This is a genomic window from Pseudoalteromonas sp. 20-92 (assembly GCF_030847595.1).
GTDB classification, from domain to species: Bacteria; Pseudomonadota; Gammaproteobacteria; order Enterobacterales; family Alteromonadaceae; genus Pseudoalteromonas; species Pseudoalteromonas fuliginea.
Genome location: NZ_JANJGQ010000001.1, coordinates 358,069 through 382,503, shown reverse-complemented (window position 1 = coordinate 382,503; position 24,435 = coordinate 358,069). Strand labels below are relative to the sequence as shown.

Below are 24,435 nucleotides of genomic sequence, written 5' to 3'. Positions count from 1 at the left end.
ATGCACCCTACAGCTTTAGATAAACTACGCCAACAAGTTGCAACGCTAAAACAACAAGCTGAGCAATTTGATAAAGCTAAACTTTTTTCTAAAAATCGTTACATGCAAGCGCAACCTAGCTTGTTTGACCGCGCAGTTTTTAGCACAAAAAGCATGAACCTAGTTGATTACGTAATAGAAATAGAAGACGAAGTGTCAAGGTTACCGCCAAGCGAACATCGTCATGCATACACCTACGCACTTGAACGTATTGCAGCTCAAGTACAAGCCGTATTCAACGTTATTAAATCAACGCCTATTTGGGTTAAAGAAAATAAAAGCCATTATAAACCTCGCCCTAAGCAAACCGTTTACAAGCAAGCTGTGCAAAAAATAATGCAATCATCCCATGAGCTTTACGACGAATTAAAACAAAACCATGAGTTTGAACGCCGTTTAGTGCTCATGATTGAAGAGCGAAAAATGCAAATGGATAAAGCCTCGCCTGCTAAAGCACAAAAGCTTAACCTTGAAATATTAAGCACACACGCTCGATTAGGCCGCTGCAGAAAAGCAATTTCTGCCACCGAAGATAAAATTCAACAAGTCGAAAAACAACAATTACGCTAATGCAGCTTTTTTACCACCCGCTATATTCTGCTTTAACGCTTCCTGAGCGCCATCGTTTTCCAATACAAAAATACCAAAAGCTTAAAGCAGAAATTGAAGGACTAGGCTTAACTCCCAATAATTTTACTTCACCTATAAAAGCAACGCCTGCTCAGCTTTCGCTTTGCCATAATCAAACTTATATAAATAACTTTTTAAACGGCACGCTTAGCAATAAAGCCATAAAAAAAATGGGCTTTCCTTATTCAAATGAATTGGTAGAGCGCACATTACTATCAGTTGGGGCAAGCATCCAAAGTAGTGAACACGCGCTAAAACATGGTTTTTCGGCTAATTTAAGTGGTGGCTATCATCATGCATACAGTGATTACAGTAGCGGTTTTTGTATTTTTAACGATCTAGCTATTGCAGCAGCACATTTAATAAATACAGAGCAAGCCGACACTGTTTTAATTTTTGATTGCGACGTACACCAAGGCGATGGCACAGCACAAATCACTCAAAATCATGACCAAATTATTACCTGCTCAATTCATTGTGAGCAAAATTTTCCTCGTAATAAACAGCAATCCACTTACGATTTTGCATTACCCGCTAAAACAACCGACGCTGAGTACCTCACTACATTAAAACAAGCACTCGATTTTTGCGTGCGTATTCATAACCCCGATATTATTTTATATAATGCTGGCGCAGATATTTACGAAAAAGATGAGTTAGGGTTATTAAATGTATCGCTCAATGGCGTATATAAACGTGACTTTTTTGTTCTCAATTTTTGTAAACAACAGAAAATACCACTCATGTGCAGCCTTGGCGGTGGTTATCAACGTAATTTAACCTCATTAGTTAATGTACATAAACAACTATTTAAAGCCGCTATCGATTTATAGTAAGCCTTGGTATAAACTCAATTAAATGGATTAACAAAGAGTGATAGGAATATGCGATTACATGACGATATACACAACTTTTACGAAAAAATTGTTCTAGAAGAAATAATTAAAAGAAAACTTGATGGACAATACAACGAAGATGTAATGGCTGACTTTTGCTGTACTGTACTAAACCAACTGCCACCAAGATATATTCGCTATGACGTAGACATGGCATTTTACTTACCACAAGCCGAACGTACACATATGGAAGAACGCGTACAAACTGCGATTGATGTGGCTATTAGTCAAATTTCTAAAAAGAAAAAGCACCATGACCAACCCACTTGATCAAGCTCCAACATATATTAAACTTGCAGTAGATTTAATTATGATATTAGAGCAACATGATGTTGCTCCAGAAGAAGTACTAAAAGCACTTGAAATAGTTAAAAGCGACTTTGAAAAGAAGCGAACCGAAAGTTAACTTTATTTAGCATGCTCAATTGGATAAGTAGTTACAGTCTCTTCGTATTTCTCACAATTAACTTTTCTTTATTAGCCTTGGTTTATTATTTTTATATGCCGGTTCCGAATATGGCTTACACTTTTTATAAACCCTGTTATTCTAAAAACCAATCAGCATAATTAAAATACTATCATGACCTTAGCAAGCTTACTGCGATTATTTTTTCTGGCCGCTATTTGGGGCGCTTCTTTTTTATTTATGCGAATGGCCGCCAATAGTTTAGGGCCTGCGGTATTAATTGAGTTTAGAGTAGGCTTTGCCGCACTTACCCTCTTTATTGTGGCGTTGTACTTAAAGCGCCACTTAGCCTTTACTGAACACAAAAAACACTTTTTTATTATAGGCGCGTTTAATTCAGCTCTGCCGTTTTTATTTTTTGCTTACGCAGCTCAAACTATCAGCGCATCCACACTCTCAATTTTAAATTCTACAACACCAATATGGGGTGTTGTAGTTGGAATTTTATGGACAAAAACAAAGCCGACCAAAAGTATGGTGCTTGGTTTACTGCTGGGTTTGATAGGTGTTGCAATACTTGTTGGGCAAAATCATTTTGTATTAAATAGCCAATCAATTTTGGCCATAGTAGCGGCATTAAGCGCATCACTTTGCTATGCCATTGCATCGCATTATACTAAAAACGCGCCTAAACTGGCCCCATTTGATAACGCCCATGGCTCAATGTGGGCTTCAAGCTTTATGGTATTACCGCTTATCTTATTTATGCCAATACGAGAAATACCAAGCACCAACGTTATGCTAGGTGTACTCGTATTAGGAGTAGTGTGTACCGCACTTGCTTATATTTTATTTTTTAAATTAATCGACGATATAGGCCCTACATCGGCGTTAACAGTCACGTTTTTAATTCCACTATTTGGCATTTTTTGGGGACATTTAATTTTAGATGAGCAAATTGGGCCAAATACGTTACTCGGCGCATTATTTGTAATTATAGGTACGATGCTTGTAACTGGATTTTTACCACGAAAAAAAGCACTTAGCTAAAGTAAGCTAAGTGCTTAAAATTGCATACTACTTCTTGCGTCAAGATTTACTGCTTATTCACTAATTTGGGATTGCTGAATAAGTAACAACAACTCAGCAGTAGCGGTTGCATCGGCCAATGCGCGGTGATGGCTCGTTAAATTTAAATTAAAATGCGATGAGAGATTGCCAAGCGAATACGACTTTAAGCCTTTAAACGCTTTGCGCGATTCAACCACGGTGCACATTTTTGGCATTTTAAAAAAGTGCCCTGCAACCTCGCATTCTTTTTTAATAAAGCCGTAGTCAAAGTTCACGTTATGGGCTACAAAAATACTGCCTGCGAGTTTATCTAATAGCGGCTTGGCTATATCGGCAAATACAGGCGCGTTGTAAACCATACTGTCGCTAATACCGGTTAATGACGTAATAAAGCCAGGTATATGGCGCTCGGGGTTAACTAAGCTCGTCCAATTATCAATTACTTTACCGTATTGCACTTTTACAAGGCCTATTTCGGTAATACGGTTACCGCCTTTTAAGCCGCCGGTGGTTTCTATATCAACGATACTGTAAACACGGTTTGGATCTACAAACCATTTAACCGCAGCAATATGTACTGTAAAGCCGACATTTTTTAAATTATCAATAGTTGTAAGTTGGTTGCGCCTAAGCTTATCGCCAGGGGCTTTTACCTCTTCAAAATGTACTTGGCCATTATTAATGACCATTAAGTCGGGATAGCCGTCTTTTAGCTGTAAATAATGTTTGCTCATAGCCGTTAAATGAGTAATTAATGCCTCAAGTGGGCTGTTTAAAATAAGTGCTTCTAGTGGCTCTAATAAATTGCTGCGCCATCTAAACAAACCGTTAGGTTGCTCAAAATATTGCGCTGCATGTTTGCATACTAAATTAAGTAATGCTTGCGACGTTTGGCACTGCGCTAAGCGCTCATTTATCTGTGTTTGCTGCGCTTCATAAAAATTACCAAGCCTTAATACTTGCGGATAAATATCAAACTCATTACATAGCGGATAAGGCGACTCCACAAATAACTCATGCCAAAATACTAAACCAAACAAACTTTGCCAAAGCGTGTTTTCGGTATTAAATACAGCCATACCTTGGCGAGTATAATAATCGTTTACGCCCTGCTCTACTTCACCTCGGTACAGTTCATCTATTTCTAGCACGCACTGAGTGTCGGCAAGCATGGCGCTTAAGCGCGAACGTGTTTTTTTATTAAACTTACGCATTAAAAAATCGTCAGCAAAATAAAGTAAATCATCAGTAAGTGGGTTTTCGATAATGGCTTCTAATCGTGCTTTTACCCACTCCTTATTGCCAAGCCTGTATTGCTCTCTTATTTGAATTTCTTGTGCTTCGCTATCATCCACGCACCCTTCAAGTAAACTAAAAGCAAGTTCGCTATCAACTATTTTTAGCTGCCTATAAAGCCTAACTAATAGTTTGTTTTTTAATACAATGGCAATTACACCATGTGCAGCTTGCACTAAAACCTGCGACGCTAAAGCAACATAGTCGCTCTCATCTGTTATATTTTTAAATGCTAACCGGTAACGGTTTAATAAATAGTTTGATTGCGCTTCGTCAAGTGTTTCAAAACGTGACAAGCTCTCGCTGTGTCCTTCGCGCGTAGCGGTTAAGCCTAAGTCTCGCATTACAAAACGGTTTTGATGATTCACATCACCACCGCTTAGTTTGCCTGCAAATAAAAACTCAAAATACTCGTAGTAATCACTGCGGTTATTAATTACATACTGGCTATAAAGTGGCGCAAGCTCTTGTGGGCACGCTTTAAAAAACTCACGTGCAATATCCACCAGCTCGCCTTTAGCGGCGCTCTTTTTAAAGCTTATTTGCTCACTGTAATTACTTAGCAACTCAACCAAAGAAGGCTTAGTTAAGTGCGCTAAAAGCTGCGAATAATGCTGCTCGTTTGGCTCAAATAAAATACCCGCTTTTTTTAGCGTATAAATAGCCTGATGCGGCGAGGTTATTTCTTCATAATTAAGCGATTGCGCCTGCACTAAATAAGGCTTTCGCGAGTACACACGCGCCAACATGCATTGGCTTTGCTCATCTAGCTGATTAATTTTACTAATAAATTCGCTGTGTTTGGGCTCAAGTAAATGCATACATTTACTTGTTACAAACTCAATAAGCTCTCTAAAATGCGCTAAATAGTATTTTGCTGGTAATTCTTTTTTCATAATATCGCCACAACTGTATATAAAAACAGTATCCAGCATTTATGCTTATTATTCAATCTTAAACTTGTAACTAAAACACGCTATAGTGAGCTTATTAAAGTAAATTCATTAAAAATAAAGGACTTACCATGAGCGCGCATCCGTACGATGTTTTATCACTCAATAACGGCGCAAATATTATTTTTACGCCTTGCCCAGGCACAAAAACACAAAACCTAGCTGATTCAATCGCTACATTAAAAGCTGCTAAAACTCACATGCTGCTTTCACTTATGCCGCAAAAGGAGCTTGAAAAAAACAACGTAGAAACAATTAATAATGAGTGCAAAAAACACGATATAACCTGGTTTCATTTACCTATAAATGACGACGAAGCACCAAAACAGCCTTTTATTTCAAGATGGAACACCCACAAAATCGACATATTACAGGCCATACAACACAAACAAACCATTGCCATACATTGCAAAGGCGGCACTGGCCGCACAGGGTTGGTCGCTGCGCTTATTTTAAATTCGGCAGGTTACACAAAAGAAGAAGTATACAGCCTAGTACAAGGCATTCGCCCTAAAGCACTCACTATAGAATTGCAAAAAGAGTACTTTGAGAATTTTGAGGTGTAAGACAGAAATTTCGGAGGATTTAGCACTATAAATAGTGCTAATAATTCTATTTATAGCCTGTAATGAATTAGCACTGATAAGATTGATCACTTGTTATGCAACTCATTTAAACTTTGCCAAGAAATCATTTTTAATACATGCCTTAATACAGAAACTACTATAATTGTTAAAACGCATTAATTGCCAGATGACACCTTGTCCAAAGTCCAAATAAACTGGTTTTGTTGCTTTAAACCAAACATATCTAGGCCTTTTCCACTCAAAGAGGAAGTGTCCTACATGCGTGGATTTAATTATTCCATCTATTTTATCTGAGCTATGTATTTCTACTAACTCATTCGGACCTCGATACTCAAAAATAAAAGAATAAACGAAATGAGTTTTATGATTACTTGAATGAATAGATATATCTTCCATTGATTCATGCAGAGGATCAGGAAGCATCGCACTTAATTTTATGTTTTTCGCTAGATTACGACCATTTATTACCCAAATCATATCTCCGTAGAAATCCTCTCTTGATTTCAACTCAGCTTCAGACATTGGGGAGTTTTGAAATTCAATTACAATATTCTGCTCATTAACAACATCTGCAATATGCTTTTCACCACTTTTATCAAAGTATACTATTTCTTGATTATGATCTTCCCAATGATTTTTCCAATCTCGATGCCATTGGGATTCATTATCCCACCAAGGATCACAACTACATTTTACCTTGTGCCCCCAATGCCATCTAATTTTTGAACCACACTTTGCTACGGTTGGGCTACCACAATATATACAAACTCCTTTCATCTTAGGCAGAGGAGCTTGCTTAAATCCGTCAACTAATGAAAATTTCATAAGTACATAACACTCGGTTGTATAATGCCTCAATCAGCCGCTGCTGGATTGGCTTGTTATATTTATTTAACCAATTCAGGAGCGGGTAAAGTTTTTGTAATACTTTTATTTAGCGAATGATTGTCAAATGCTATAGAAACCATTGAAAGTTTCGCCACCAATTTTTCCCCCTTAAATAGAGCTAAATCCGTTCCTAATTCTGCACCATCAAGATCGGAGAGTGGAAAAGTTTTGTCAATTTTTTTCCAGCCAGATAATCCTTTAAGTAGGATTACTTCACTGTCTATTTTGATTTCGTATTGCCGAAAGCTGAGTACCATCCACCAAGCAAAAATAGATGTTGTAACCAAAGCGAGAATTAACGCCAAAAGTTGTTCATTTGGCGATAACGAAGTATTGCTCTCGCTAAGGAATAAAATAGCGCCAGCATATATTGCAAAGAATCCGATACAGTTAAATGATAGTAAAAAAATTGATTTAAAAATGATTTGAAAAACTGAGCTACGAATTACAGACATGGTATCTCTATAAATATGACAATTTAATCTACGACATTTGACGCTTTATAAACCGACAGACGTCCCCATTTTATAATGCATTCACTTTAACCACCAAATAACCACCTGTAAACAATTACCTAACTTACGAACAGGTTACGCAATTGCAAAAAGCACCAAAGTGGTAAAAAACCGTAACATTGATTCAACAGACACTTCCTATACAAAGCATACTATTTATTAAAATTCAGTCTGTGTTATCTAAAAAGGCAGTAACTTAATTTTAAAGTAACGCCGGTAAGCTAATACCTTTAAATTAAAGCCATTAAGTTGAAACCTTTAAAAACAACTTAATTTATACTCGCCAAACCCTTTGTATCTGCACAAATGTATTCAACCATAACGCTTTACGATATTATGCTCCTTTGAATTTAAATTAACTTTCAGGGCATATAATGACAACGCACACACCGCCTTCCCACTCAGCCAACACAGCTGAAAACACCTCTCTTTTTTACGTAATTTTTATCTCTGCCGTGGCTGCTATTGGTGGCTTTTTATTTGGTTTTGACTCAGGCGTTATTAACGGCACGGTGTCGGCGCTAGGTAATGCATTTAATTCAAGCAGTGTGGCTACGGGCTTTAATGTAGCGTCTGTGTTATTAGGGTGCGCCCTAGGTGCGCTTGCTGCGGGGCCGCTGGCTGATAAGTTTGGTCGCCGTGCAATTATGATCATCACTGCGATTATTTTTGCCATTAGTGCATTTGGTTCGGGCATTAGCGAAAGCTCTGCGGAGTTTATTTTTTACCGTTTATTTGGTGGTTTAGGTATTGGTGCGGCATCGGTATTAGCGCCAGCTTACATTGCTGAAGTTGCGCCACCAGCCCTTCGTGGTCGTTTAGCTACACTACAACAACTCGCTATTGTACTGGGTTTATTTGCTGCTTTTTTAAGTAACTACTTAATTGCTGATGCAGCAGGCAGCGCACAAAATATTTTAATGCTTGATATAGCCGCTTGGCGCTGGATGTTTTGGGCTGAGCTTGTGCCTGCTGTGTTATTTTTAGTGGGTGTTTTGTTTATTCCGGAATCGCCTCGTTATTTAGTGGCGCAAGGTAAAGTGGATGATGCAAAAGCGGTATTTAGTAAAATTTCGAACGACAATGTTGATGCGCAAATAAGCGATGTTAAAGGCTCTTTGCATAGCGATAAAAAGCCAAGTATTCGTGATTTATTTATTGATAACAGTAAAAAAGTACACCCAATTGTTTGGGTGGGTGTGGCACTGAGTGTATTTCAGCAATTTGTGGGTATTAACGTGGTATTTTATTACGGCTCTGAGCTTTGGCAAGCCGCTGGGTTTGACGAGTCGCAATCGTTATTTATAAATGTGCTCGCAGGCACTACTAATATTGTATCAACCTTTATTGCCATTGCCCTAGTTGACAAGATTGGCCGTAAACCACTGCTATTAGTAGGCAGTATTGGTATGTTTATGAGCTTAAGCGCGCTTACTTATATATTTGGCAGTGCAGGCCTTGATGAAGCAGGCAAACTTGCACTTAGCGATAACATGGGTACGTTTGCGCTTATTATGGCCAACTTATTTGTGGTATTTTTTGGCTTAAGTTGGGGCCCAATTGTGTGGGTATTATTAGGCGAAATGTTTAATAACCGTATTCGTGGGGCAGCGCTTGCTGTTGCGGCTAGTGCGCAGTGGATTGCTAACTTTGCCATTACCATGACCTTCCCTATTATGCTGGCCAATATTGGCCTTGCTGGCGCTTATGGCTTTTATGCGTTATCGGCATTTATAAGTATATTTTTTGTTGTTAAATACATAAAAGAAACACGCGGTAAAACGCTCGAATCTATGTAATATCAATCTACATAGTCAGTAATGGCGAGGCTACTCGCCATTTAGCTACGAGCTTTAAAACTCAAATAATACACCCAATTGAGTTGTTTCATTGCGGCCGAACTCAACTTCAGTACTCGCATACGAAAGTGAAAGTAAAACCAGATCACCCAGCGGTACTTCAAATCTTACTTTATAAGTAAAATCAGTTCCTGAAAATTCCTCTTTTGCCTCAGGACCTGGGTTTAAAAAAAAACCTTGTTTAGTGTCTAATTCCCAGCGCGATAACCCAACCATTGGCACAACCCTAAAGTGTGTTGCTAAATCAAATGAATACCCTATCATTGCCTTAAATTCATACGTTTCGTAACTATCAAAAGTACCAAATAATACATCACTTGATGTATAGGCTAAATTAGCCTCTGTGACTACATTGTTTTCAAACTTATAACCGAGTATATAACCAAGCGAAAACCCGTCGGTGTCAAAATCTTCTTTTAAAATTGCAAAATCTTTATCTACTTTTATTTTTCCTGTACCAAGCTCAACGCCCATTCTTATTTGAGCCTCATTGGCATGTGTAGTAAAACTACTCATTAACAATGTAAATGCACTGAGTGTGATTATTTTTTTCATTTTATTATCCAATATTGAGTTGACCTTAAAACGACACTTTGTTGCTCCAAGGGTGTGTTCAATATATGATATTAAGCGTACCCAAATTAATCCACGGACATAACCGGACATTTTATGTATTGCGTTAGGAAACCTTTTGTCAAAATTGAAATCCCTCCTAAGCCGTAAAATATTTAATACCGACTTACAAGAGTGACAATTGAACAATTCAAAAACTGCCCTTCTAAATCGAGGGCAATTACAGCAATATATAATAGAGCAATCGATAAAGCATTTATGGCTTGCCAATCAAATAGGTGTAAGCGAAAAAACCCTTACCCGATGGCTTAATGGCTCAGTTACAAGAATACGTTTGAGTAATTTAAATAAGCTTGCGAGTGCTTTAAATTGTGAAAAAGGAAGCTTGATTGCCCGTTCAGAGGTGGATATTTACCCTAGTGAAGAGAACCGAGATATTTTAGTAAATGAATTGCATAACGATGGGCTTTTGTATGAATTAATGATCAGCAGTAAGATTAAGCTCGCTATTTCTTTAATTAAATCAACATTTCACTCCGCATTACCAAGCGCTATTGTGGCCAACTTCTATATTAAACTTGGTTATGCCGCGCTTATTCATCGTCAATATGAAAAAGCACTACAATATTTTTATAAAGGCCTTAATAAAGCAATTAAAGTGAATGATCTTCCGTTAGTGTTTTCTGCTAATTTAGGCACTGCAATTACTTTACTATTCTCTTGTGAGTTTAAAAGATCACACCATTATTTAGTAATATGTAATGCCACATTACAACACGCGAACCAAGAAAAGGCTCACTATTACAGCACAAATGCACTTTTCTATTTATATTCTGGTGATATAAACGCTGCAATCCAATCAGCTAATTTATGCTTAAACGAATGTGATATAACAACCGATTCAATAGAAAAGAATCTATTTAAGAGTACCGCTTTACAGCTGCTCGGCGCGTGTTATTTGTTACAAGGCGATATTGAATTAGCGTATACACTTTGCGCTAAATCACTAAACGTAGCCAATCTATCTGGGTATAATCGCTGTGTTGCGGTATCAAAAGGATACTTAGCCGCTATTCATTGCACAAACGCAAACTATGTACTTGCAAAGCAACTTATAGCCCAGAGTATTGCCTTAGTAAGTGACGAAGATATTGCACTACCGAGCTTGTTGTGTATCTCATTATTTATTTACCGAAAAACTGGGAACAGTTCAAAATTCGCGGTTTCTTTAAACGCACTAAACAAAATTTGTAACACCGCTACAGTCCCTAACACCTTTGCTATATATCAACTTTATTTAATAAATATAGAGCAAGGTGAGATGCACAAGGCATCTGAAAAATTAACTCATATCGAAAACACACTAACTCAGCTCTCACTCCCGCTTTGGCAGCCATGGTTAACTAAGCTAAGCTAAGCTAGTATATTTTCAATATGTTAGTAAATCTCTTAACCAGAGTTCAGGTTATGTAGTTTTATTGCACTCATTTGTAAAAACTCACTTATTAGCCGGCTAATTTAATTAAGCTGCCAAGGCTTAATAAATTTTTCCAGATCCGCTTTTGTGACTGGTTTTTGTAAATAATGCGTAATGCCTTTTTTAAATAATTTTGCTATTTGAACATCATCTGTGAGACCCGACAAGATAGCTTTTGGTGTATCAGTATTTAAAGTACTTTTGCTTACTAACTGCTGCGCTACATCACTGCCAAATATTTCTGGCATACATTCATCTAAAAGCAGTAAATCAAATTGATTATTTAAAGCTAGCGTTAAAGCACTAGCACCGTTATCTGCACATGTTACCGAACAACCGAGCATTTCAAGCATCACTTTAGTCGCTACTTGACTTGGTAAGCTATCGTCAGCAACTAATACAGACAAGCGTTTTTGGGCATACAATGCAGTTCGAATAGCGACCAAATCTGTATCAAAAAAGGGCCATCCAAGCACATTGCCTGATAATTCTATGTCTTTATTTAGTTCATCAACTTTACCAATAGCATAAAGTTTTATACTGTTTTTTAAAAAGTTAGTATCCAGCTTTCGCATTAGAGAATGACTATTTAAGTGTCGTAAGTCCTCGAGTTGTAGAAATTCATTACAAGTATCTTCGTATAATCTAAAATTAAAAGCATACAGCTCATGAGTGTGCGCTGACATTATTGAACAGCTTTTAAATAATGTTTCGCAATCAGTTAAAACACCAACATTTTGATTAAGCTTAAGTGCTAAATCAATAGGTTGTTTGGTAACTAACAGACCATGCACATCAAATGTATTTTCTTGGTTAGCATCATCTATCCAATAGCAAACATTAACTCCTAAAGTATTCGCTCTAACTTTTAGCACAAAATTATCATTTACTGACTTCAAAGCAGGAATAATAAATTTTTCGCATTGCGCTAAAACGTGTTCATAAGGCGCATGTAAACATACGTAACTGCATTGCAACTCATTGATTAAAGTAATTGACATATACCGCTCTTGTGTTTCGCAGTATTTACCTATTACCCCTTGGATAATCTTTAAAATATGGCTTTGAGTATTCATATATACCTTATGTAACTTTGTATACTTAGCTTAAGTCAAGTTACATGCCACATTTATAAACATTCTTTATTGACTATATTCAATAACTTAAAAATTAATATTAAAAACACTTTAGCCGTATTCGCATTTTAAAAATCATAATGCGAAGCATATTGGGGTGACTTCCTGTATTTATGCTTTATTAGAACAGTCCAATCGATTTTTTGCGCTTTAAAATACTTTTTAATCATTTAAACTGATATCAATCAAATAAAGGAGAGCATTATGCTAACAGTAATTTTTGGCCGTGAAGGCTGCCCATTTTGTGTACGTGCAAAAGATGTTGCGGAGCAACTATCAAATGAACGTGATGACTTTAAATTTCGTTACATCGATATAATTAAAGAAGGCATTAGTAAGGCCGATCTTGAAAAGTCAGCAGGCAAACCTTGCCCAACAGTGCCGCAAATTTTTGTAGACCAAAATCACATTGGTGGATTTACCGAATTTGAAGCCTACGCAAAAGAAAACCTAGGCTTGTATAAATAAGCTTTGTATTAAATATGTTAACCAGATCAATAAACCCAATATTGGGCTGGTTAAATTTCGACCAACATCAAACACATAGAAATTAGTTTCAATTTATACAAGCATTTGCCTCGCGAATCCTATATAATGCGCGCCTCTTTAAATTCGTTGAGGCGTATTAATGTCAGAACCAGTCACGTTTGAATCTCTAAATCTTTCTCCTGCAATTTTGAAGGCAGTTGAAGAGTTGGGTTACAAGACACCATCTGAAATCCAAGCTCAATGTATACCGTTATTGCTAGAAAGAAAGGACGTACTGGGACTAGCTCAAACGGGTACAGGTAAAACCGCAGCATTTGCACTGCCATTACTAAATAATATTGACCCGTCTGTGAAACAGCCACAGATCCTTGTACTCACACCAACACGTGAGCTTGCGATCCAAGTTGCTGAGGCATTCGAACAATATGCTAAACATGTTCGTGGTATTGAAGTATTGGCACTCTATGGTGGCCAAAGCTACAGTATCCAATTAAGCGCACTTCGTCGTGGCGCTCAGGTTATTGTTGCAACTCCAGGTCGTTTAATCGATCACATTAACCGTGGCACTATCAAGTTTGATGCTCTACAAGCACTTGTACTTGATGAAGCCGATGAAATGTTACGTATGGGCTTTATCGATGATGTAGAAAACATCATGGAAAAAACTCCGCGCGAAAAGCAAACATGTCTTTTCTCTGCGACTATGCCTAAGCAAATTCAAAACATCAGCAGCAAATATATGAACAATCCTGAACAGGTTCATATTTCTGCGCGTAACTCGACAGTATCATCTGTTGAGCAAGTGTTTTGGAATGCAAGCGTACATAAAAATAAAGCAATTGTTCGCTTCTTAGAAGCTGAGCAATATGAAGGTGCTATTGTTTTCGTTCGTACACGTAACGATACAGTACAACTTGCTGAGTTATTAGAGCGCGAAGGTTTCTCTGCTGCTCCACTTAACGGTGACATGAACCAGCAAGCACGTGAACGCACTGTAGACCGCTTAAAAAGTGGCATGCTAAACATTGTTATTGCAACTGATGTAGCAGCACGTGGTCTAGATGTTGACCGTTTAAGCTTGGTTATCAACTACGATATCCCACAAGATTCTGAAGCCTACGTTCACCGTATCGGCCGTACAGGTCGTGCTGGTCGTACTGGTAAAGCAATCTTATTCGTAAAACATAACGAACGTTATTTACTTAAAAATATCATTCGTCATACAAAGTCTGAAATTGCTCAAGTTGAATTACCTACAGCAAAAATTGTTGAAGAAAAACGTATCGAAGCGTTACAAGCAAAATTAACTATTGCGCTTGAAAACAAAGACATCACGTTCTTCAATGAAGTAGCTACTAACATGGCTGAAAAACTTGACCTTCCTCTTGAAAGCTTAGCGGGTGCGTTACTGTGTTTAGCACAGCAACAGTCGCCAATTAAAGTTGAAGAAGTTAAGATTCAACCTCGTGAACGTAACGAGCGTAACGACCGTAATTCACGCAACGATCGTGGTGACCGTGGACGTCGTAACGAACGTGGTGGAGAGCGCGCTGAGCGTAAACCTCGCGAACGTAACAGTCGTGATGCAGGTCCTATGGATACTTACCGTATCGAAGTAGGTCGTGAACATGGTGTTCAGGTTAAAAACATTGTTGGCGCTATCGCTAACGAAGCTGACATCTCAAGCAAGTTTATTGGTGATATTCGTCTACACGACAATCACAGCACGGTTCAATTACCGCAAAACATGCCTAAAGATGTACTTGATCATTTCCAAAAAGTGTTTATTTGTAAACGCCCTATGGGCTTAACAATTACCACTGATCAAGGCCCTGCTGAACCACGTGGCGAACGCTCTGAGCGTCCAGCTGGTGATAAGAAACGCAGCTTTAATAAAGATGACGGCGCACGCGGTGATAAGCGCAGCGGTCCTCGTAAAGAACGTCGCCCTGTAAGCTTCACAGCTAAATAAGCAACGACTCTTTAATAAAAAAACCTTGCCACGAAAGTGACAAGGTTTTTTGTTTTTAAGCTGCTGCTACAGTGAAAACAAAGTAAACTTTCGCGTCAATTCAATAGCGGCTTGAAATAGTTTTTTTAGCCTGAGTTCGGGTTGCTTAATGCCTATAAATACATTTCTCTGATTTTTAAAATAACAAAAATTCTATAAACTAGACAAAGGCTATAGTTCACGGACGAATTAAAAATTGAAAAAGATTTACGACAACTTGCTCTTTGTAGCAATAGTACTCCTCATTTTATTATGCATCACTATACCTATTTTAATGGACTTTACAGATCCACCATTCATCTCAAATGAACTATACGACGTTGTTTTCTTTATAACCCTCCCTATTATCTGTTGTGCACTATTTATCTATTTAAATATACTTATATTCAATAAATATAAACGCTGCAGTAAATATAGAGAATCACTTAAATACAATTTCTCAGATACTAAAATAAAATTAGCATTCATTTTCATGTACCCATTATCCCCTTTATTAATCTTTGGAGTACTCTATGTTTTTATCTCTGATCCTATTAAATGATGGGCTTACTACACGCAAGGCGACTATTGGTATAAAGAATACATCCTGACCGATGTACAGGAGTGTGGCACTGAGTATGAAGATAGCTGTACTCGTTTATACTTCAAAGACCCTAAAACGAATAAGATTCATGATTTTAGGTGGTATGACGATAAGTCTACAATAATGAACAACAAAAATGATTATGTGTATATTGTTGGAGAGGCCAGCTTATTTGGCTATATAGTGAGAGATTTAGAAAGGTAACTTAGACTCATTTTTACATTACAGGACTTTTATTTAAAAACCTCACTCAAGTGAGTGAGGTTTTTAAAGGTTTAGGTTAAGGCAATGCTGGATAAATGTAGCTTGCATCTAAACCTAATGGAATACCAAGTGCCCAATAACCTAATAAAAAGATACTCCAGCCAATCATAAAGGCGATTGAGTACGGCAGCATAATAGCAATTAAAGTGCCTATACCGGTGCCTTTGACATACTTTTGACAGTACACAACCACCAATGGGAAGTATGGCATTAACGGTGTAATAATATTAGAGCTTGAGTCACCTACACGATAAGCGGCTTGAGTTAAGTCTGGCGAAATGCCAAGTTGCATTAACATTGGTACAAAAATGGGGCCAAGTAACGCCCATTTTGCTGAACTTGAACCAACAAACAAATTAACAAAGCCAGTTAAAAAGATAATGCCTACAACCGTTACTGCACTTGGCAATTCCATCGCCTTCAATAACTGCGCACCTTCGATTGCGAGTAATGCACCTAAATTTGATTTACTAAATGCAGCAATAAATAGCGAACAGAAAAATGCCATGACGATATAATATGCCATGCCGCTCATCGCTTTACTCATAGCATCAATCATATCTTTTGAAGTTTTAAAGGTACCTACCGTAAAACCATATACAGTGCCTGGAATCCAAAAAAGTAAAAATATTAGTGGGACAATTGATTGCATTAAAGGAGAGCTAAAATTAGTAAGGGATCCGTCACTACTGCGCATTGCAGAATCGTCTGGAGCAGAAACAAATGCTAATAACGCAAGTCCTGCTATCATTACTGTACTGGCTATATAAAAGGCCCGTTTTTCATCACTACGTGCATCTTCAAATACAGGTAAATCCTCTTTAGCACCATCAACCGCTGTTTTTTGTAAACGTGGTTCAATAATTTTATCGGTAATGTACCAGCCTAATGCCACAATAAATAAGCTAGATGCTGAAGCAAATGCCCAGTTATTTAACGGGTTAATTGCTATTGCAGGATTAATTATTTGCGCCGCACTTTGGGTAAAGCTTTGTAGTAATGGGTCGATACCCGATGGAATAAAGTTAGCCCCAAAACCACCACTGACTCCTGCAAATGCAGCTGCAATACCCGCAAGCGGATGACGTCCTGCAGCATAAAATATAACACCTGCAAGTGGAATAACTAATACATAACCTGCGTCAGTAGCGGTATGGCTCACAATGGCCACTAAAATGATTGAAGGCGTTAATAGCTTTTTAGGAGTAACTTTAAGCATTAACTTAAGACTAGTATTAATAAAGCCCGAATGCTCTGCAACACCGACACCTAACATAGCTACTAAAACGACACCTAAGGGAGCGAAGCCAGTAAAGGTTTTTACCATAGAGGATAAAAAGGTAGCAAGCGAATCACTTGCCAGCATATTATTAATAATAATCGCTTCACCGGTACGTGGGTCTATTGCATCAAAACTTACGCCTGAAAACCACCACGACAAAAACCAAATTAATAACATTGCAAATAGAAATATTACGGCTGGATCTGGAAGCTTATTCCCAACCCGCTCAACAAAATTTAAAAAACGCGCAACGACCCCTGAAGGTAAAGCGTCTTGATTATTATTCATTTTTACCGCTCCTAAAGTTTATTTCAGTAACAATACCGCACAAAAACGAAACAGTAAATTAACATGAAAATTTGCTTTAAAAATTTTTGGCACAAAAAAACACGATAGTGATAAACAAATCGTGTTTTTTTTGCCACTTAGGGTTAAGCGAGGGCTTTAACTTCTTCCCACAAGCGTGCAACTAATGTTTTGTCTTCTTCGTTAAGCTCGCCGTTGCGATATGCTTTTACTAAGCTTTGCTCTACAGTTTCGTTTAGCTCATCTATACTGATTGTCAGCTTTTCTACTTCGGCATAACCAACTGCAAGATCATAGTGGCCTCGTAAATAGCCGCCAGCAAATAACTCATCGTCAGTTGCTTTTATTACTAAATCATCGAAGTACTGCTGGGCTGCATCGATATAGTTCACTAAACTCATTTATTAATCTCCTGGTTTTGCAAAGCACCTTTATTTTCAATGTTGTGGTGCCCTACTGCATACATAATATGGTCGTTAAATCCGGTGGTTACTTTAATATAACCCATTAATTCATCATCTAATTCGCCATCGCCTGTATCACAAATAAGGGGGCGGCCATTAAGCGCTAGTAGTTTTGTTTTTGTTGCTACTACAATAATATTTTCTTTGCCAATTGCGCGTATAAGCACGGGACTCAATTGCTGGTTACCACGGCCAAATATATGCCCTTGCCCGCCAATGAGCGTAATGACTAACTTAGTACTTTGATCATGTGTAAGCTCAAGCAATTGCTTAGCCGTTAAATCTTGGGCAACTAAGGTTTGATCTTTTATTAAATCAACGCCAAGTAACGTATTTTCAAGACCCATTTCTTCCATTATAGCTTCAACCGTTGAGCCGCTACCCATAATATAAAATGTGTCTTCATCCATTTGTGATACAACATGCGCAGCAATGTCGGCAAGCACGAGCTCGTCGGTTTCTTTACCGCCATTTTTAACCGCTTGCATATAACGTACTTCACTTGGGGTTTGCATTTCGCCGTAGCGCTTTGCTTTTACTGTGCCTTGTCTAAAGGCATCTTCATCTATATCCATTACATCTGCATCGGCTAAGGTAACTAACTCACCTTTAACCAGCATTTCGACTACGCGCCCTGCAGCTTTTGGTGTAATAGCGTACACACCAGAGTGGATTTTGCAGCCTGCGGGAATGCCAAGTACAGGCACAGTGTCTTCTATTGCATGGCAAATATTACGTGCTGTACCGTCACCTCCGGCAAATAAAACTAAATCAACACCACAGTCTTTAAGTACTTTTGCTGCTTGTTCTGTGTCATCTGGGGTTGTTATTGCAGAAGTGTTGTACACAACCTCTGCATTAAAGCCTAAGGCTTTGGCTGCTTTCTCACCCATGTCACCGTTAACAGTGTAAATAGTCAGGCGCTCTTTATAAGGTAATAGCACTTCAAGCGCTGCTTTTGTGCGGCTATTGGCTTTTGGCTCTGCGCCTAGCTCAATAGCTCTGGCAGCAGTTTGTGCGCCATCACTCCCTTTTAAAGCAACCGTGCCACCTAAACCCGCGACTGGATTTACAATTAAGCCTAATTTAAACGCCATTACAAAGCTCCTTTGGGTGTTGCCAATTAAATTGCTGTGCAGTTAATGGCCACGGTGTGTTGTAAAAATGAGAGAGCGCTTTTAAAAGTGACTCCGTACGAGAGTTAAAACCGTTTTTAATCAAGGTAAGCACTCGTTGATGCACGCGCTGCTGAAAATCAAACCGACACGTTTGTTCGCCGTTTAAGTTATCTACCGACACATTAAAATTAAACCCTGCTGCGGTACTTAATAACCACTCGATGGCTTGGGGCTTTACTTCAACGTTTTCAAAATCAGCTTGTTGTTGTTTATCACGCCCATCGGGGCAATACCAATAGCCGTAATCCTCTGATAAACGCCGTTCATTACCCGCCACCAGCCAGTGTGCAATTTCATGCAATGCACTGGCGTAAAAACCATGGGCAAATACGACTTGGTGATAGAGCACATAATCTGTTGCCGGTAAATACACAGGCTCGCTGTCGCCTTTTATCAACCGAGTATTATAAGTTTGATAAAAAGTGCGTTCAAAAATTGAAATTAGATCAGCTATTTGATGCATAAAATTAGGCTAACTCGTCTCGGTTACAGCGCTACATAGCGCACTAAAAACGAGACGAATTGTACGGGCTTTTACAACTAAAGTAAAAATAAGGCGTGATAGTAAAATATAAGCGGATTAATCTTTCACTTTATTGATATTTTTAATAATACCTAAACAGTAAAGCGTATTGGCAAGTTCTTTACGCTGTGCTTTTTCGCTTGAGGTTTTATTGGCTAAGCTAGTTAACATATCGTACCGTTTACGTAAAGTTAGTATATATCTGGCATGCTTACGGCATTCAAAACAACGTGTACAGTGTGAATCGACCCAAAAATCAAGTACCTCAAACCAATATTGCTGCTCTTGAGCAAAAAAATAAATGCCTTAGAGCAACTTTCGCACTTCTCTTCAATATCAACATAAAGTGCCCGAGGGTCAATGGCATAGTTTTGCTTTTTTATATCAGCCAATATTACCGTATTAGGGAAGTATTTAAGCCTCGAGTAACGCCAGTGCGCATTCTCTATCGCCTCTATTGTCACTGAGGTATTGGTAGTTATCGGTTTATTGCCATACCTTGGGTGATTAAGATACATGAGCTGCCTAGTTTAAACTTATGATTTTAAGGCACAGAACATGCCATATGAAAAATAATAATTATACAGGCGTTCCTGCTTCATCACACTCTACAATATCGGTTTCGGTTAATGCCTGAGTGATCCATACTTGTAATACTGGGCAGCGCATAACAAAGTCACAATATTGTTGCGCCTCTGGCGATAACGTAATTTGATACGTTTTTAAACGCAATACAATAGGGACGTACATGGCATCAGCAATACTAAAGTCACCAAAAAACCACTCATTTGGAAACACATCTTGTTGCTGTACAAATATCTCGTCTATACGGGCTATATCTTTTAATGCTTCGCTCGATAGGTCTACTTTACGGGTAGCTCTTATATTCATTGGCATTTCGCTGCGCAGCGCCATAAAGCCTGAATGCATTTCAGCGCTTAGCGCACGCGCTTTAGCTCTTTGGGTAATATATTTTGGCCATGCAGCGCCCGATAAGTAAGCATCGTTAATATATTCACAAATTGCTAGTGAATTCCATACTTGTAAATCGCCATCGATTAACGCTGGAACTTTTTGCACAGCAAAGGTCTTTTTTAGCTCATTGTAAAAACCAGGAGTGTCGAGTACCAGCTGAGTTTCACTAAACTCAACATCAAATTTACTCATTAAATACCATGCGCGTAATGACCAGCTGGAGTAGTTTTTATTACCGATGAATAATTGCATATTGTAAATACCAAAGTGAATAGACGCTCCTACCTTACTAGGTGATTAAACAACCAACAACATTTTGTTTAAAGTCTCTTTGCTAACAGTTAATTAAAGCTATTAATTACTCACTTAACTGCTTGTTTAAATGTTTTTTTAATAGTTGTGTATTACGCGTGTTAGCTTTAAAAAACGCATCAAATATATCGCCAAAAAATGGCACTAAACCGCCCACAAAGTCAATGAGCATATTAATGAACATCTTAGTCTTTATACGTTTACTCACACCTAAACGCTGCGCTTCTATAAGCACATAGCTTGATAAAATTAGCCCTGCGGCATCACCTATAACAGGAATTAAACCAATCACAGCCTCCAAACCTATATTAAATTTAGTAAAAGGAATACCAATGCTGCTATCTGTAAAATGACTAAACCTTTCCAAACGTTTCAGTGTTGATTCATATTCAGCGGATGTGAGCGGAGGTTGAATATTTTTACTCATAATAGCTACTTTTTATTTAATGTTGTTATATATAAACACTAGGGAGTATTAATACTTAATGAATTACAAAACTAATAAATTGGTACTTGAAGTTGGCTTTAAGATCAAAATCGTTAGCAAGCCCGCATGATAAGTACATGAAAATCGATCCAACAAATAAAACAACCTCGGGATCAATAATCAATACAAACTATGTATATAAATGGAAACTTTGAGAGAGATTACTTATTTGCAATAGCTATCAAAGCACTTTATAAAAACAAGTCCCCTCTCGCTTTACATACATTTTTTTCTTAGTTAAAATCTAGGAAATTATGCAAGGATTGCCTATGAATAAATCTATTTATTTACCTCGATTCGCCATCTTTTTAATTCTTATTTGTGCTATTGTTTTTCCAGCCCTTGGTCAAGGAGAAGATATGTTTAGCTGGTTCAGAAAAAAGAAAGAAGTATTTTTAAGTCCTGATGTCAACGGCATCGTTACAGAAAACGGCATGCCAATTGCTGACTTAGAAATAATACGCTCATTAACATATATTGATGGCGTTGAACGACTTGATTCCGTAATAACAAGTGATGACGGACGCTTTCATTTACCACGAAAAACTATACTTTCTTCAATCCCTAATAAATTAATTTCCGAAGATCGCGTCCACCAGAAGATTTTTATTAGGAAAGGTAACAACTTAATTATTGGTTTGTGGGGGGCTACACAACCAGGCATTTCAGAGCTACCTGAATTCACCGAAAAGCTTAAGTTTTTAAAGTGTGAAATAACTAATCAATTAGTCAGATTTGAATTTAAAAATAATACCAACAAATATCTCAATAGAACCGCGACAAGTATTTGCAGATGGGATGTAGATTACAACCCAACGTGGGTTATGGAAAACGGTGAAGAGAAGTACGAAGTCCATAATGGCAACTTGAATGATTTAACAGAACGTTTCACAGGGAAGAAGGTTGAGCTATGAATAAAACAATATCACCAAGTACGGCAGCTTCTGTCGCAAATAGAGTTTATGACATAAGAAAAAGCTATGACTTCAGCGGGGAGTTTCATAATGACTTTGTCAGAAACTTTAAAGTGACTAACAATCAAATTCAGGGCGTTAGTGGTGGGTTAATAAACCAACTTCTAAACCGTACGACAGGCTTCGCTCTGACTGCTGAAGGTGCTTCACCACAATTCAAAAATCACCATATTATTGCTATTCGTGGTACTGTTTTCTCATCTTGTGCAGATTGGCTAACCAACTTAAATGTTGCAACAACCCTTGGCCCTAAAAACTTGGAGGTACATTCAGGTTTTGAGAAAGCCTTCACTAGTATGGAGCCTATGTTTAATTCTTATATAAAAAAACATAAACCAGAATTTTTGCATATTGTGGGGCACAGTTTAGGTGGTGCTATTGCTCAGCTTACGGCTATTTGGGCTAGTAAAAAAGGTATACCTACGAATTTGTATACTTTTGGTGCGCCTAGAGTAGTATTAAATAATTCAATACACTCAGCAGCAACTAATATCGGCCAATATCGAGTTACTCATGGCGCCGATCCTGTACCTTGTGTACCAGCCTGGCCATTCAGCCATACCTCTAATGAATATCAAACAGCTATGAATGAAGGATCCTTTTTCAGTCTTGCCGCACACTCTATGGAAAAAAGTCAACCTGGTTACGTTAATACAGTTGCTGCATACAGTGATTATGCAAGTATGGAAAATTCTTTGAAGACCCTACATCATAATCATACTGTTTTAAAGTATTCATCTCGTTACAACGTAACCTTTTCACTCAAATGGCAACGAATAATTACAGACGGCCTAATAACTTTTTTAAAGAAAACAGGACAGTACGCTTTTATTTCAGTCCAAGCAGGATTAGGTCTCGGACTAACTTTCTATGACACCCTTGCCCGATGTTTATTTGATTCTGTAGTCAAATTTGTAGAATTAACTGAAGAATTAAAAGGCTTAATTGGTCATATGCTTGCATTTGTGGGGAAAAAAACTCACGAAGTTAAGGAGCTAAGTAAGCAATTCATCAGATGGGTGCTCGGTTTGATGATCAAAAAGCTTTACATGGTTGCAAAACAAGCTATTGATCTTATTTAAATTAAAAGGAGCGCGGCCGCCTCATAAGGTTTAACCGCGCTCACAATAAACACTTAAACAGAGCCGTTAATTGGCCCGTGTTCGTGGTTTACATATGGATTTTGCCCGCGTTGACGCAGTAAGTGGTCCATTAAGGTAATAGCCATCATTGCCTCAGCAATTGGGATTGCACGAATGCCAACACACGGATCGTGACGACCTTTAGTGATCATCTCAACCGCTTCATTGCTTGTATTAATGCTGTTACCTGGGATGGTAATGCTCGACGTTGGTTTTAGCGCAATAGAAGCAATAATATCTTGCCCTGTCGAAATACCCGCAAGTACGCCACCTGCATGATTTGATGTAAAACCTTCAGGGGTTAGCTCGTCGCGATGCTCAGAGCCTTTTTGCTCAACCACATCAAAGCCATCACCAATTTCAACGCCTTTAACTGCGTTAATACTCATTAATGAGTGCGCAAGTTCGGCGTCAAGACGGTCAAATACTGGCTCACCAAGACCAACAGGTACATTGCTTGCCACTACTTTTACTTTAGCGCCAACTGAGTCACCTTGCTTTTTAAGGTCACGCATGTATTCGTCAAGCGCTTCAAGCTTACTTGCATCAGGGAAGAAGAATAAGTTATTTTCAACTTCATCCCAATCAAACGTTTCCGCCTTGATAGGACCAAGCTGACTTAAACATGCTTTAACTTCAATACCATGAAATTGCTTTAAGTATTTTTTAGCAATAGCACCTGCCGCTACGCGTATTGCGGTTTCGCGTGCAGATGAGCGACCACCACCACGATAATCGCGCAGGCCGTACTTATGCCAATACGTGTAATCGCCGTGACCTGGGCGAAATACATCTTTAATTTTGCCGTAATCTTGCGAGCGTTGATCGGTGTTTTCAATTAATAAACCAATGCTAGTACCTGTGGTTTTACCCTCAAAAACGCCTGCTAATATTTTTATTTGATCGCTTTCGCGGCGCTGCGTTGTGTAACGGCTTTGACCTGGTTTTCGGCGATCTAAATCAATTTGTAAGTCGGCCTCTGTGATTTCGAGACCTGCGGGAGTACCATCAACAACGCCGCCTAATGCAACGCCGTGGCTCTCACCAAAGGTAGACACTTTAAATAACTGCCCAATGCTATTACCTGCCATTAACTTTCCTCATTCCTAATGACTACCA

The 24,435-nt window shown here is 38.3% G+C and carries 24 protein-coding genes and 1 pseudogene; 12 read left to right on the top strand and 13 right to left on the bottom strand.

Going from position 1 to position 24,435, the window contains the following annotated elements:
* The 5 genes from NRL14_RS01580 to NRL14_RS01560 all read left to right on the top strand — a co-directional run bounded on the left by NRL14_RS01580 (position 1) and on the right by NRL14_RS01560 (position 3,021).
* The gene (locus tag NRL14_RS01580; RefSeq protein WP_008138518.1) at positions 1-609 is read left to right on the top strand and encodes a primosomal replication protein; all 609 of its coding nucleotides are present in this window, start codon (positions 1-3) and stop codon (positions 607-609) included.
* Positions 609-1,502 carry a histone deacetylase gene (locus tag NRL14_RS01575; RefSeq protein ID WP_306723820.1) on the top strand — a complete coding sequence of 298 codons (894 nt, stop codon included), beginning with the start codon at positions 609-611 and terminating at the stop codon, positions 1,500-1,502. Before NRL14_RS01580 ends, NRL14_RS01575 begins: the two co-directional genes overlap by 1 nt.
* A 51-nt stretch (positions 1,503-1,553) precedes the next feature.
* Positions 1,554-1,835 carry a late competence development ComFB family protein gene (locus NRL14_RS01570; protein WP_008138519.1) on the top strand — a complete coding sequence of 94 codons (282 nt, stop codon included), beginning with the start codon at positions 1,554-1,556 and terminating at the stop codon, positions 1,833-1,835.
* The gene (locus NRL14_RS01565) at positions 1,819-1,971 is read left to right on the top strand and encodes a DUF2496 domain-containing protein (RefSeq protein WP_007378179.1); all 153 of its coding nucleotides are present in this window, start codon (positions 1,819-1,821) and stop codon (positions 1,969-1,971) included. The genes NRL14_RS01570 and NRL14_RS01565 overlap by 17 nt, the downstream gene beginning before the upstream one ends.
* Positions 1,972-2,145: 174 nt before the next feature.
* Positions 2,146-3,021, top strand: coding sequence for a DMT family transporter (locus NRL14_RS01560; RefSeq protein ID WP_306723819.1), 876 nt, complete (start codon positions 2,146-2,148; stop codon positions 3,019-3,021).
* A 53-nt stretch (positions 3,022-3,074) separates the two neighbouring features.
* Here NRL14_RS01560 and NRL14_RS01555 read toward each other — a convergent pair whose 3' ends face one another.
* On the bottom strand, positions 3,075-5,273 hold the full coding sequence (locus NRL14_RS01555; protein WP_306723818.1) for an exonuclease domain-containing protein: 2,199 nt from the start codon (positions 5,271-5,273) through the stop codon (positions 3,075-3,077).
* A gap of 89 nt (positions 5,274-5,362) precedes the next feature.
* Between NRL14_RS01555 and NRL14_RS01550 the strand changes: the two genes are divergently transcribed.
* Positions 5,363-5,857 (top strand): dual specificity protein phosphatase family protein, encoded by a 495-nt coding sequence (locus NRL14_RS01550; RefSeq protein WP_182749241.1) that lies wholly within the window; start codon positions 5,363-5,365, stop codon positions 5,855-5,857.
* Between the two features lie 102 nt (positions 5,858-5,959).
* Here NRL14_RS01550 and NRL14_RS01545 read toward each other — a convergent pair whose 3' ends face one another.
* Positions 5,960-6,703 (bottom strand): competence protein CoiA, encoded by a 744-nt coding sequence (locus NRL14_RS01545; protein ID WP_306723817.1) that lies wholly within the window; start codon positions 6,701-6,703, stop codon positions 5,960-5,962.
* A 62-nt stretch (positions 6,704-6,765) separates the two neighbouring features.
* Positions 6,766-7,221, bottom strand: coding sequence for a hypothetical protein (locus NRL14_RS01540; RefSeq protein WP_182696031.1), 456 nt, complete (start codon positions 7,219-7,221; stop codon positions 6,766-6,768).
* A 434-nt stretch (positions 7,222-7,655) separates the two neighbouring features.
* Here NRL14_RS01540 and NRL14_RS01535 point away from each other — a divergent pair, with 434 nt between their 5' ends.
* Complete coding sequence (locus tag NRL14_RS01535) at positions 7,656-9,080, top strand: sugar porter family MFS transporter (protein ID WP_149605926.1); 1,425 nt, start codon at positions 7,656-7,658, stop codon at positions 9,078-9,080.
* 54 nt (positions 9,081-9,134) lie between these two features.
* Here NRL14_RS01535 and NRL14_RS01530 read toward each other — a convergent pair whose 3' ends face one another.
* Positions 9,135-9,695 (bottom strand): outer membrane beta-barrel protein, encoded by a 561-nt coding sequence (locus NRL14_RS01530; RefSeq protein ID WP_306723816.1) that lies wholly within the window; start codon positions 9,693-9,695, stop codon positions 9,135-9,137.
* A 199-nt stretch (positions 9,696-9,894) separates the two neighbouring features.
* Here NRL14_RS01530 and NRL14_RS01525 point away from each other — a divergent pair, with 199 nt between their 5' ends.
* Positions 9,895-11,130, top strand: a complete 1,236-nt coding sequence (locus tag NRL14_RS01525; protein ID WP_306723815.1) for a helix-turn-helix transcriptional regulator — start codon at positions 9,895-9,897, stop codon at positions 11,128-11,130.
* A gap of 101 nt (positions 11,131-11,231) precedes the next feature.
* Here NRL14_RS01525 and NRL14_RS01520 read toward each other — a convergent pair whose 3' ends face one another.
* Complete coding sequence (locus NRL14_RS01520; protein ID WP_306723814.1) at positions 11,232-12,191, bottom strand: response regulator; 960 nt, start codon at positions 12,189-12,191, stop codon at positions 11,232-11,234.
* A 339-nt stretch (positions 12,192-12,530) separates the two neighbouring features.
* Here NRL14_RS01520 and NRL14_RS01515 point away from each other — a divergent pair, with 339 nt between their 5' ends.
* Both NRL14_RS01515 and NRL14_RS01510 read left to right on the top strand, forming a co-directional pair.
* Entirely contained in the window at positions 12,531-12,794 is a 264-nt protein-coding gene (locus NRL14_RS01515) for a GrxA family glutaredoxin (RefSeq protein WP_007585470.1), read from the top strand.
* A 160-nt stretch (positions 12,795-12,954) separates the two neighbouring features.
* Positions 12,955-14,787, top strand: a complete 1,833-nt coding sequence (locus NRL14_RS01510; RefSeq protein WP_306723813.1) for a DEAD/DEAH box helicase — start codon at positions 12,955-12,957, stop codon at positions 14,785-14,787.
* A gap of 902 nt (positions 14,788-15,689) precedes the next feature.
* Here the strand turns inward: NRL14_RS01510 and NRL14_RS01505 are convergent.
* The 7 genes and pseudogenes from NRL14_RS01505 to NRL14_RS01475 all read right to left on the bottom strand — a co-directional run bounded on the left by NRL14_RS01505 (position 15,690) and on the right by NRL14_RS01475 (position 21,140).
* Positions 15,690-17,243: an AbgT family transporter gene (locus NRL14_RS01505; RefSeq protein ID WP_306723812.1), complete on the bottom strand. Its 1,554-nt coding sequence runs from the start codon at positions 17,241-17,243 to the stop codon at positions 15,690-15,692.
* Positions 17,244-17,386: 143 nt separating this feature from the next.
* Entirely contained in the window at positions 17,387-17,662 is a 276-nt protein-coding gene (locus NRL14_RS01500) for a YfcL family protein (RefSeq protein ID WP_008138544.1), read from the bottom strand.
* Positions 17,659-18,822 carry an ATP-NAD kinase family protein gene (locus tag NRL14_RS01495; protein WP_306723811.1) on the bottom strand — a complete coding sequence of 388 codons (1,164 nt, stop codon included), beginning with the start codon at positions 18,820-18,822 and terminating at the stop codon, positions 17,659-17,661. The genes NRL14_RS01500 and NRL14_RS01495 overlap by 4 nt, the downstream gene beginning before the upstream one ends.
* On the bottom strand, positions 18,812-19,366 hold the full coding sequence (locus tag NRL14_RS01490) for an elongation factor P hydroxylase (protein WP_138586258.1): 555 nt from the start codon (positions 19,364-19,366) through the stop codon (positions 18,812-18,814). Before NRL14_RS01490 ends, NRL14_RS01495 begins: the two co-directional genes overlap by 11 nt.
* A 300-nt stretch (positions 19,367-19,666) precedes the next feature.
* Positions 19,667-19,729: pseudogene (locus NRL14_RS01485) on the bottom strand (hypothetical protein); the annotation flags it as partial.
* A 276-nt stretch (positions 19,730-20,005) separates the two neighbouring features.
* Entirely contained in the window at positions 20,006-20,653 is a 648-nt protein-coding gene (locus NRL14_RS01480; RefSeq protein WP_306723810.1) for a glutathione S-transferase family protein, read from the bottom strand.
* A 106-nt stretch (positions 20,654-20,759) separates the two neighbouring features.
* The gene (locus tag NRL14_RS01475; RefSeq protein WP_306723809.1) at positions 20,760-21,140 is read right to left on the bottom strand and encodes a DUF4112 domain-containing protein; all 381 of its coding nucleotides are present in this window, start codon (positions 21,138-21,140) and stop codon (positions 20,760-20,762) included.
* A gap of 329 nt (positions 21,141-21,469) precedes the next feature.
* Between NRL14_RS01475 and NRL14_RS01470 the strand changes: the two genes are divergently transcribed.
* Positions 21,470-22,114, top strand: coding sequence for a DUF6795 domain-containing protein (locus NRL14_RS01470; protein WP_306723808.1), 645 nt, complete (start codon positions 21,470-21,472; stop codon positions 22,112-22,114).
* The gene (locus NRL14_RS01465) at positions 22,111-23,256 is read left to right on the top strand and encodes a lipase family protein (RefSeq protein ID WP_306723807.1); all 1,146 of its coding nucleotides are present in this window, start codon (positions 22,111-22,113) and stop codon (positions 23,254-23,256) included. Before NRL14_RS01470 ends, NRL14_RS01465 begins: the two co-directional genes overlap by 4 nt.
* Before the next feature lie 53 nt (positions 23,257-23,309).
* Here NRL14_RS01465 and aroC read toward each other — a convergent pair whose 3' ends face one another.
* Positions 23,310-24,407, bottom strand: a complete 1,098-nt coding sequence (gene aroC / locus NRL14_RS01460) for a chorismate synthase (RefSeq protein WP_197185467.1) — start codon at positions 24,405-24,407, stop codon at positions 23,310-23,312.
* Between the last annotated feature and the right edge of the window lie 28 nt (positions 24,408-24,435).

Excerpts from the sequence above, each read along its gene's own strand:
- NRL14_RS01500 (WP_008138544.1), bottom strand. The coding sequence starts at position 17,662 with ATGAGTTTAGTGAACTATATCGATGCAGCCCAGCAGTACTTCGATGAT.
- NRL14_RS01540 (WP_182696031.1), bottom strand. The coding sequence starts at position 7,221 with ATGTCTGTAATTCGTAGCTCAGTTTTTCAAATCATTTTTAAATCAATT.
- NRL14_RS01465 (WP_306723807.1), top strand. The coding sequence starts at position 22,111 with ATGAATAAAACAATATCACCAAGTACGGCAGCTTCTGTCGCAAATAGA.
- NRL14_RS01535 (WP_149605926.1), top strand. The coding sequence starts at position 7,656 with ATGACAACGCACACACCGCCTTCCCACTCAGCCAACACAGCTGAAAAC.
- NRL14_RS01470 (WP_306723808.1), top strand. The coding sequence starts at position 21,470 with ATGAATAAATCTATTTATTTACCTCGATTCGCCATCTTTTTAATTCTT.
- aroC (WP_197185467.1), bottom strand. The coding sequence starts at position 24,407 with ATGGCAGGTAATAGCATTGGGCAGTTATTTAAAGTGTCTACCTTTGGT.
- NRL14_RS01560 (WP_306723819.1), top strand. The coding sequence starts at position 2,146 with ATGACCTTAGCAAGCTTACTGCGATTATTTTTTCTGGCCGCTATTTGG.
- NRL14_RS01530 (WP_306723816.1), bottom strand. The coding sequence starts at position 9,695 with ATGAAAAAAATAATCACACTCAGTGCATTTACATTGTTAATGAGTAGT.
- NRL14_RS01575 (WP_306723820.1), top strand. The coding sequence starts at position 609 with ATGCAGCTTTTTTACCACCCGCTATATTCTGCTTTAACGCTTCCTGAG.
- NRL14_RS01495 (WP_306723811.1), bottom strand. The coding sequence starts at position 18,822 with ATGGCGTTTAAATTAGGCTTAATTGTAAATCCAGTCGCGGGTTTAGGT.
- NRL14_RS01565 (WP_007378179.1), top strand. The coding sequence starts at position 1,819 with ATGACCAACCCACTTGATCAAGCTCCAACATATATTAAACTTGCAGTA.
- NRL14_RS01490 (WP_138586258.1), bottom strand. The coding sequence starts at position 19,366 with ATGCATCAAATAGCTGATCTAATTTCAATTTTTGAACGCACTTTTTAT.
- NRL14_RS01550 (WP_182749241.1), top strand. The coding sequence starts at position 5,363 with ATGAGCGCGCATCCGTACGATGTTTTATCACTCAATAACGGCGCAAAT.
- NRL14_RS01475 (WP_306723809.1), bottom strand. The coding sequence starts at position 21,140 with ATGAGTAAAAATATTCAACCTCCGCTCACATCCGCTGAATATGAATCA.
- NRL14_RS01505 (WP_306723812.1), bottom strand. The coding sequence starts at position 17,243 with ATGAATAATAATCAAGACGCTTTACCTTCAGGGGTCGTTGCGCGTTTT.
- NRL14_RS01570 (WP_008138519.1), top strand. The coding sequence starts at position 1,554 with ATGCGATTACATGACGATATACACAACTTTTACGAAAAAATTGTTCTA.
- NRL14_RS01580 (WP_008138518.1), top strand. The coding sequence starts at position 1 with ATGCACCCTACAGCTTTAGATAAACTACGCCAACAAGTTGCAACGCTA.
- NRL14_RS01515 (WP_007585470.1), top strand. The coding sequence starts at position 12,531 with ATGCTAACAGTAATTTTTGGCCGTGAAGGCTGCCCATTTTGTGTACGT.
- NRL14_RS01555 (WP_306723818.1), bottom strand. The coding sequence starts at position 5,273 with ATGCTGGATACTGTTTTTATATACAGTTGTGGCGATATTATGAAAAAA.
- NRL14_RS01545 (WP_306723817.1), bottom strand. The coding sequence starts at position 6,703 with ATGAAATTTTCATTAGTTGACGGATTTAAGCAAGCTCCTCTGCCTAAG.
- NRL14_RS01510 (WP_306723813.1), top strand. The coding sequence starts at position 12,955 with ATGTCAGAACCAGTCACGTTTGAATCTCTAAATCTTTCTCCTGCAATT.
- NRL14_RS01480 (WP_306723810.1), bottom strand. The coding sequence starts at position 20,653 with ATGCAATTATTCATCGGTAATAAAAACTACTCCAGCTGGTCATTACGC.
- NRL14_RS01520 (WP_306723814.1), bottom strand. The coding sequence starts at position 12,191 with ATGTCAATTACTTTAATCAATGAGTTGCAATGCAGTTACGTATGTTTA.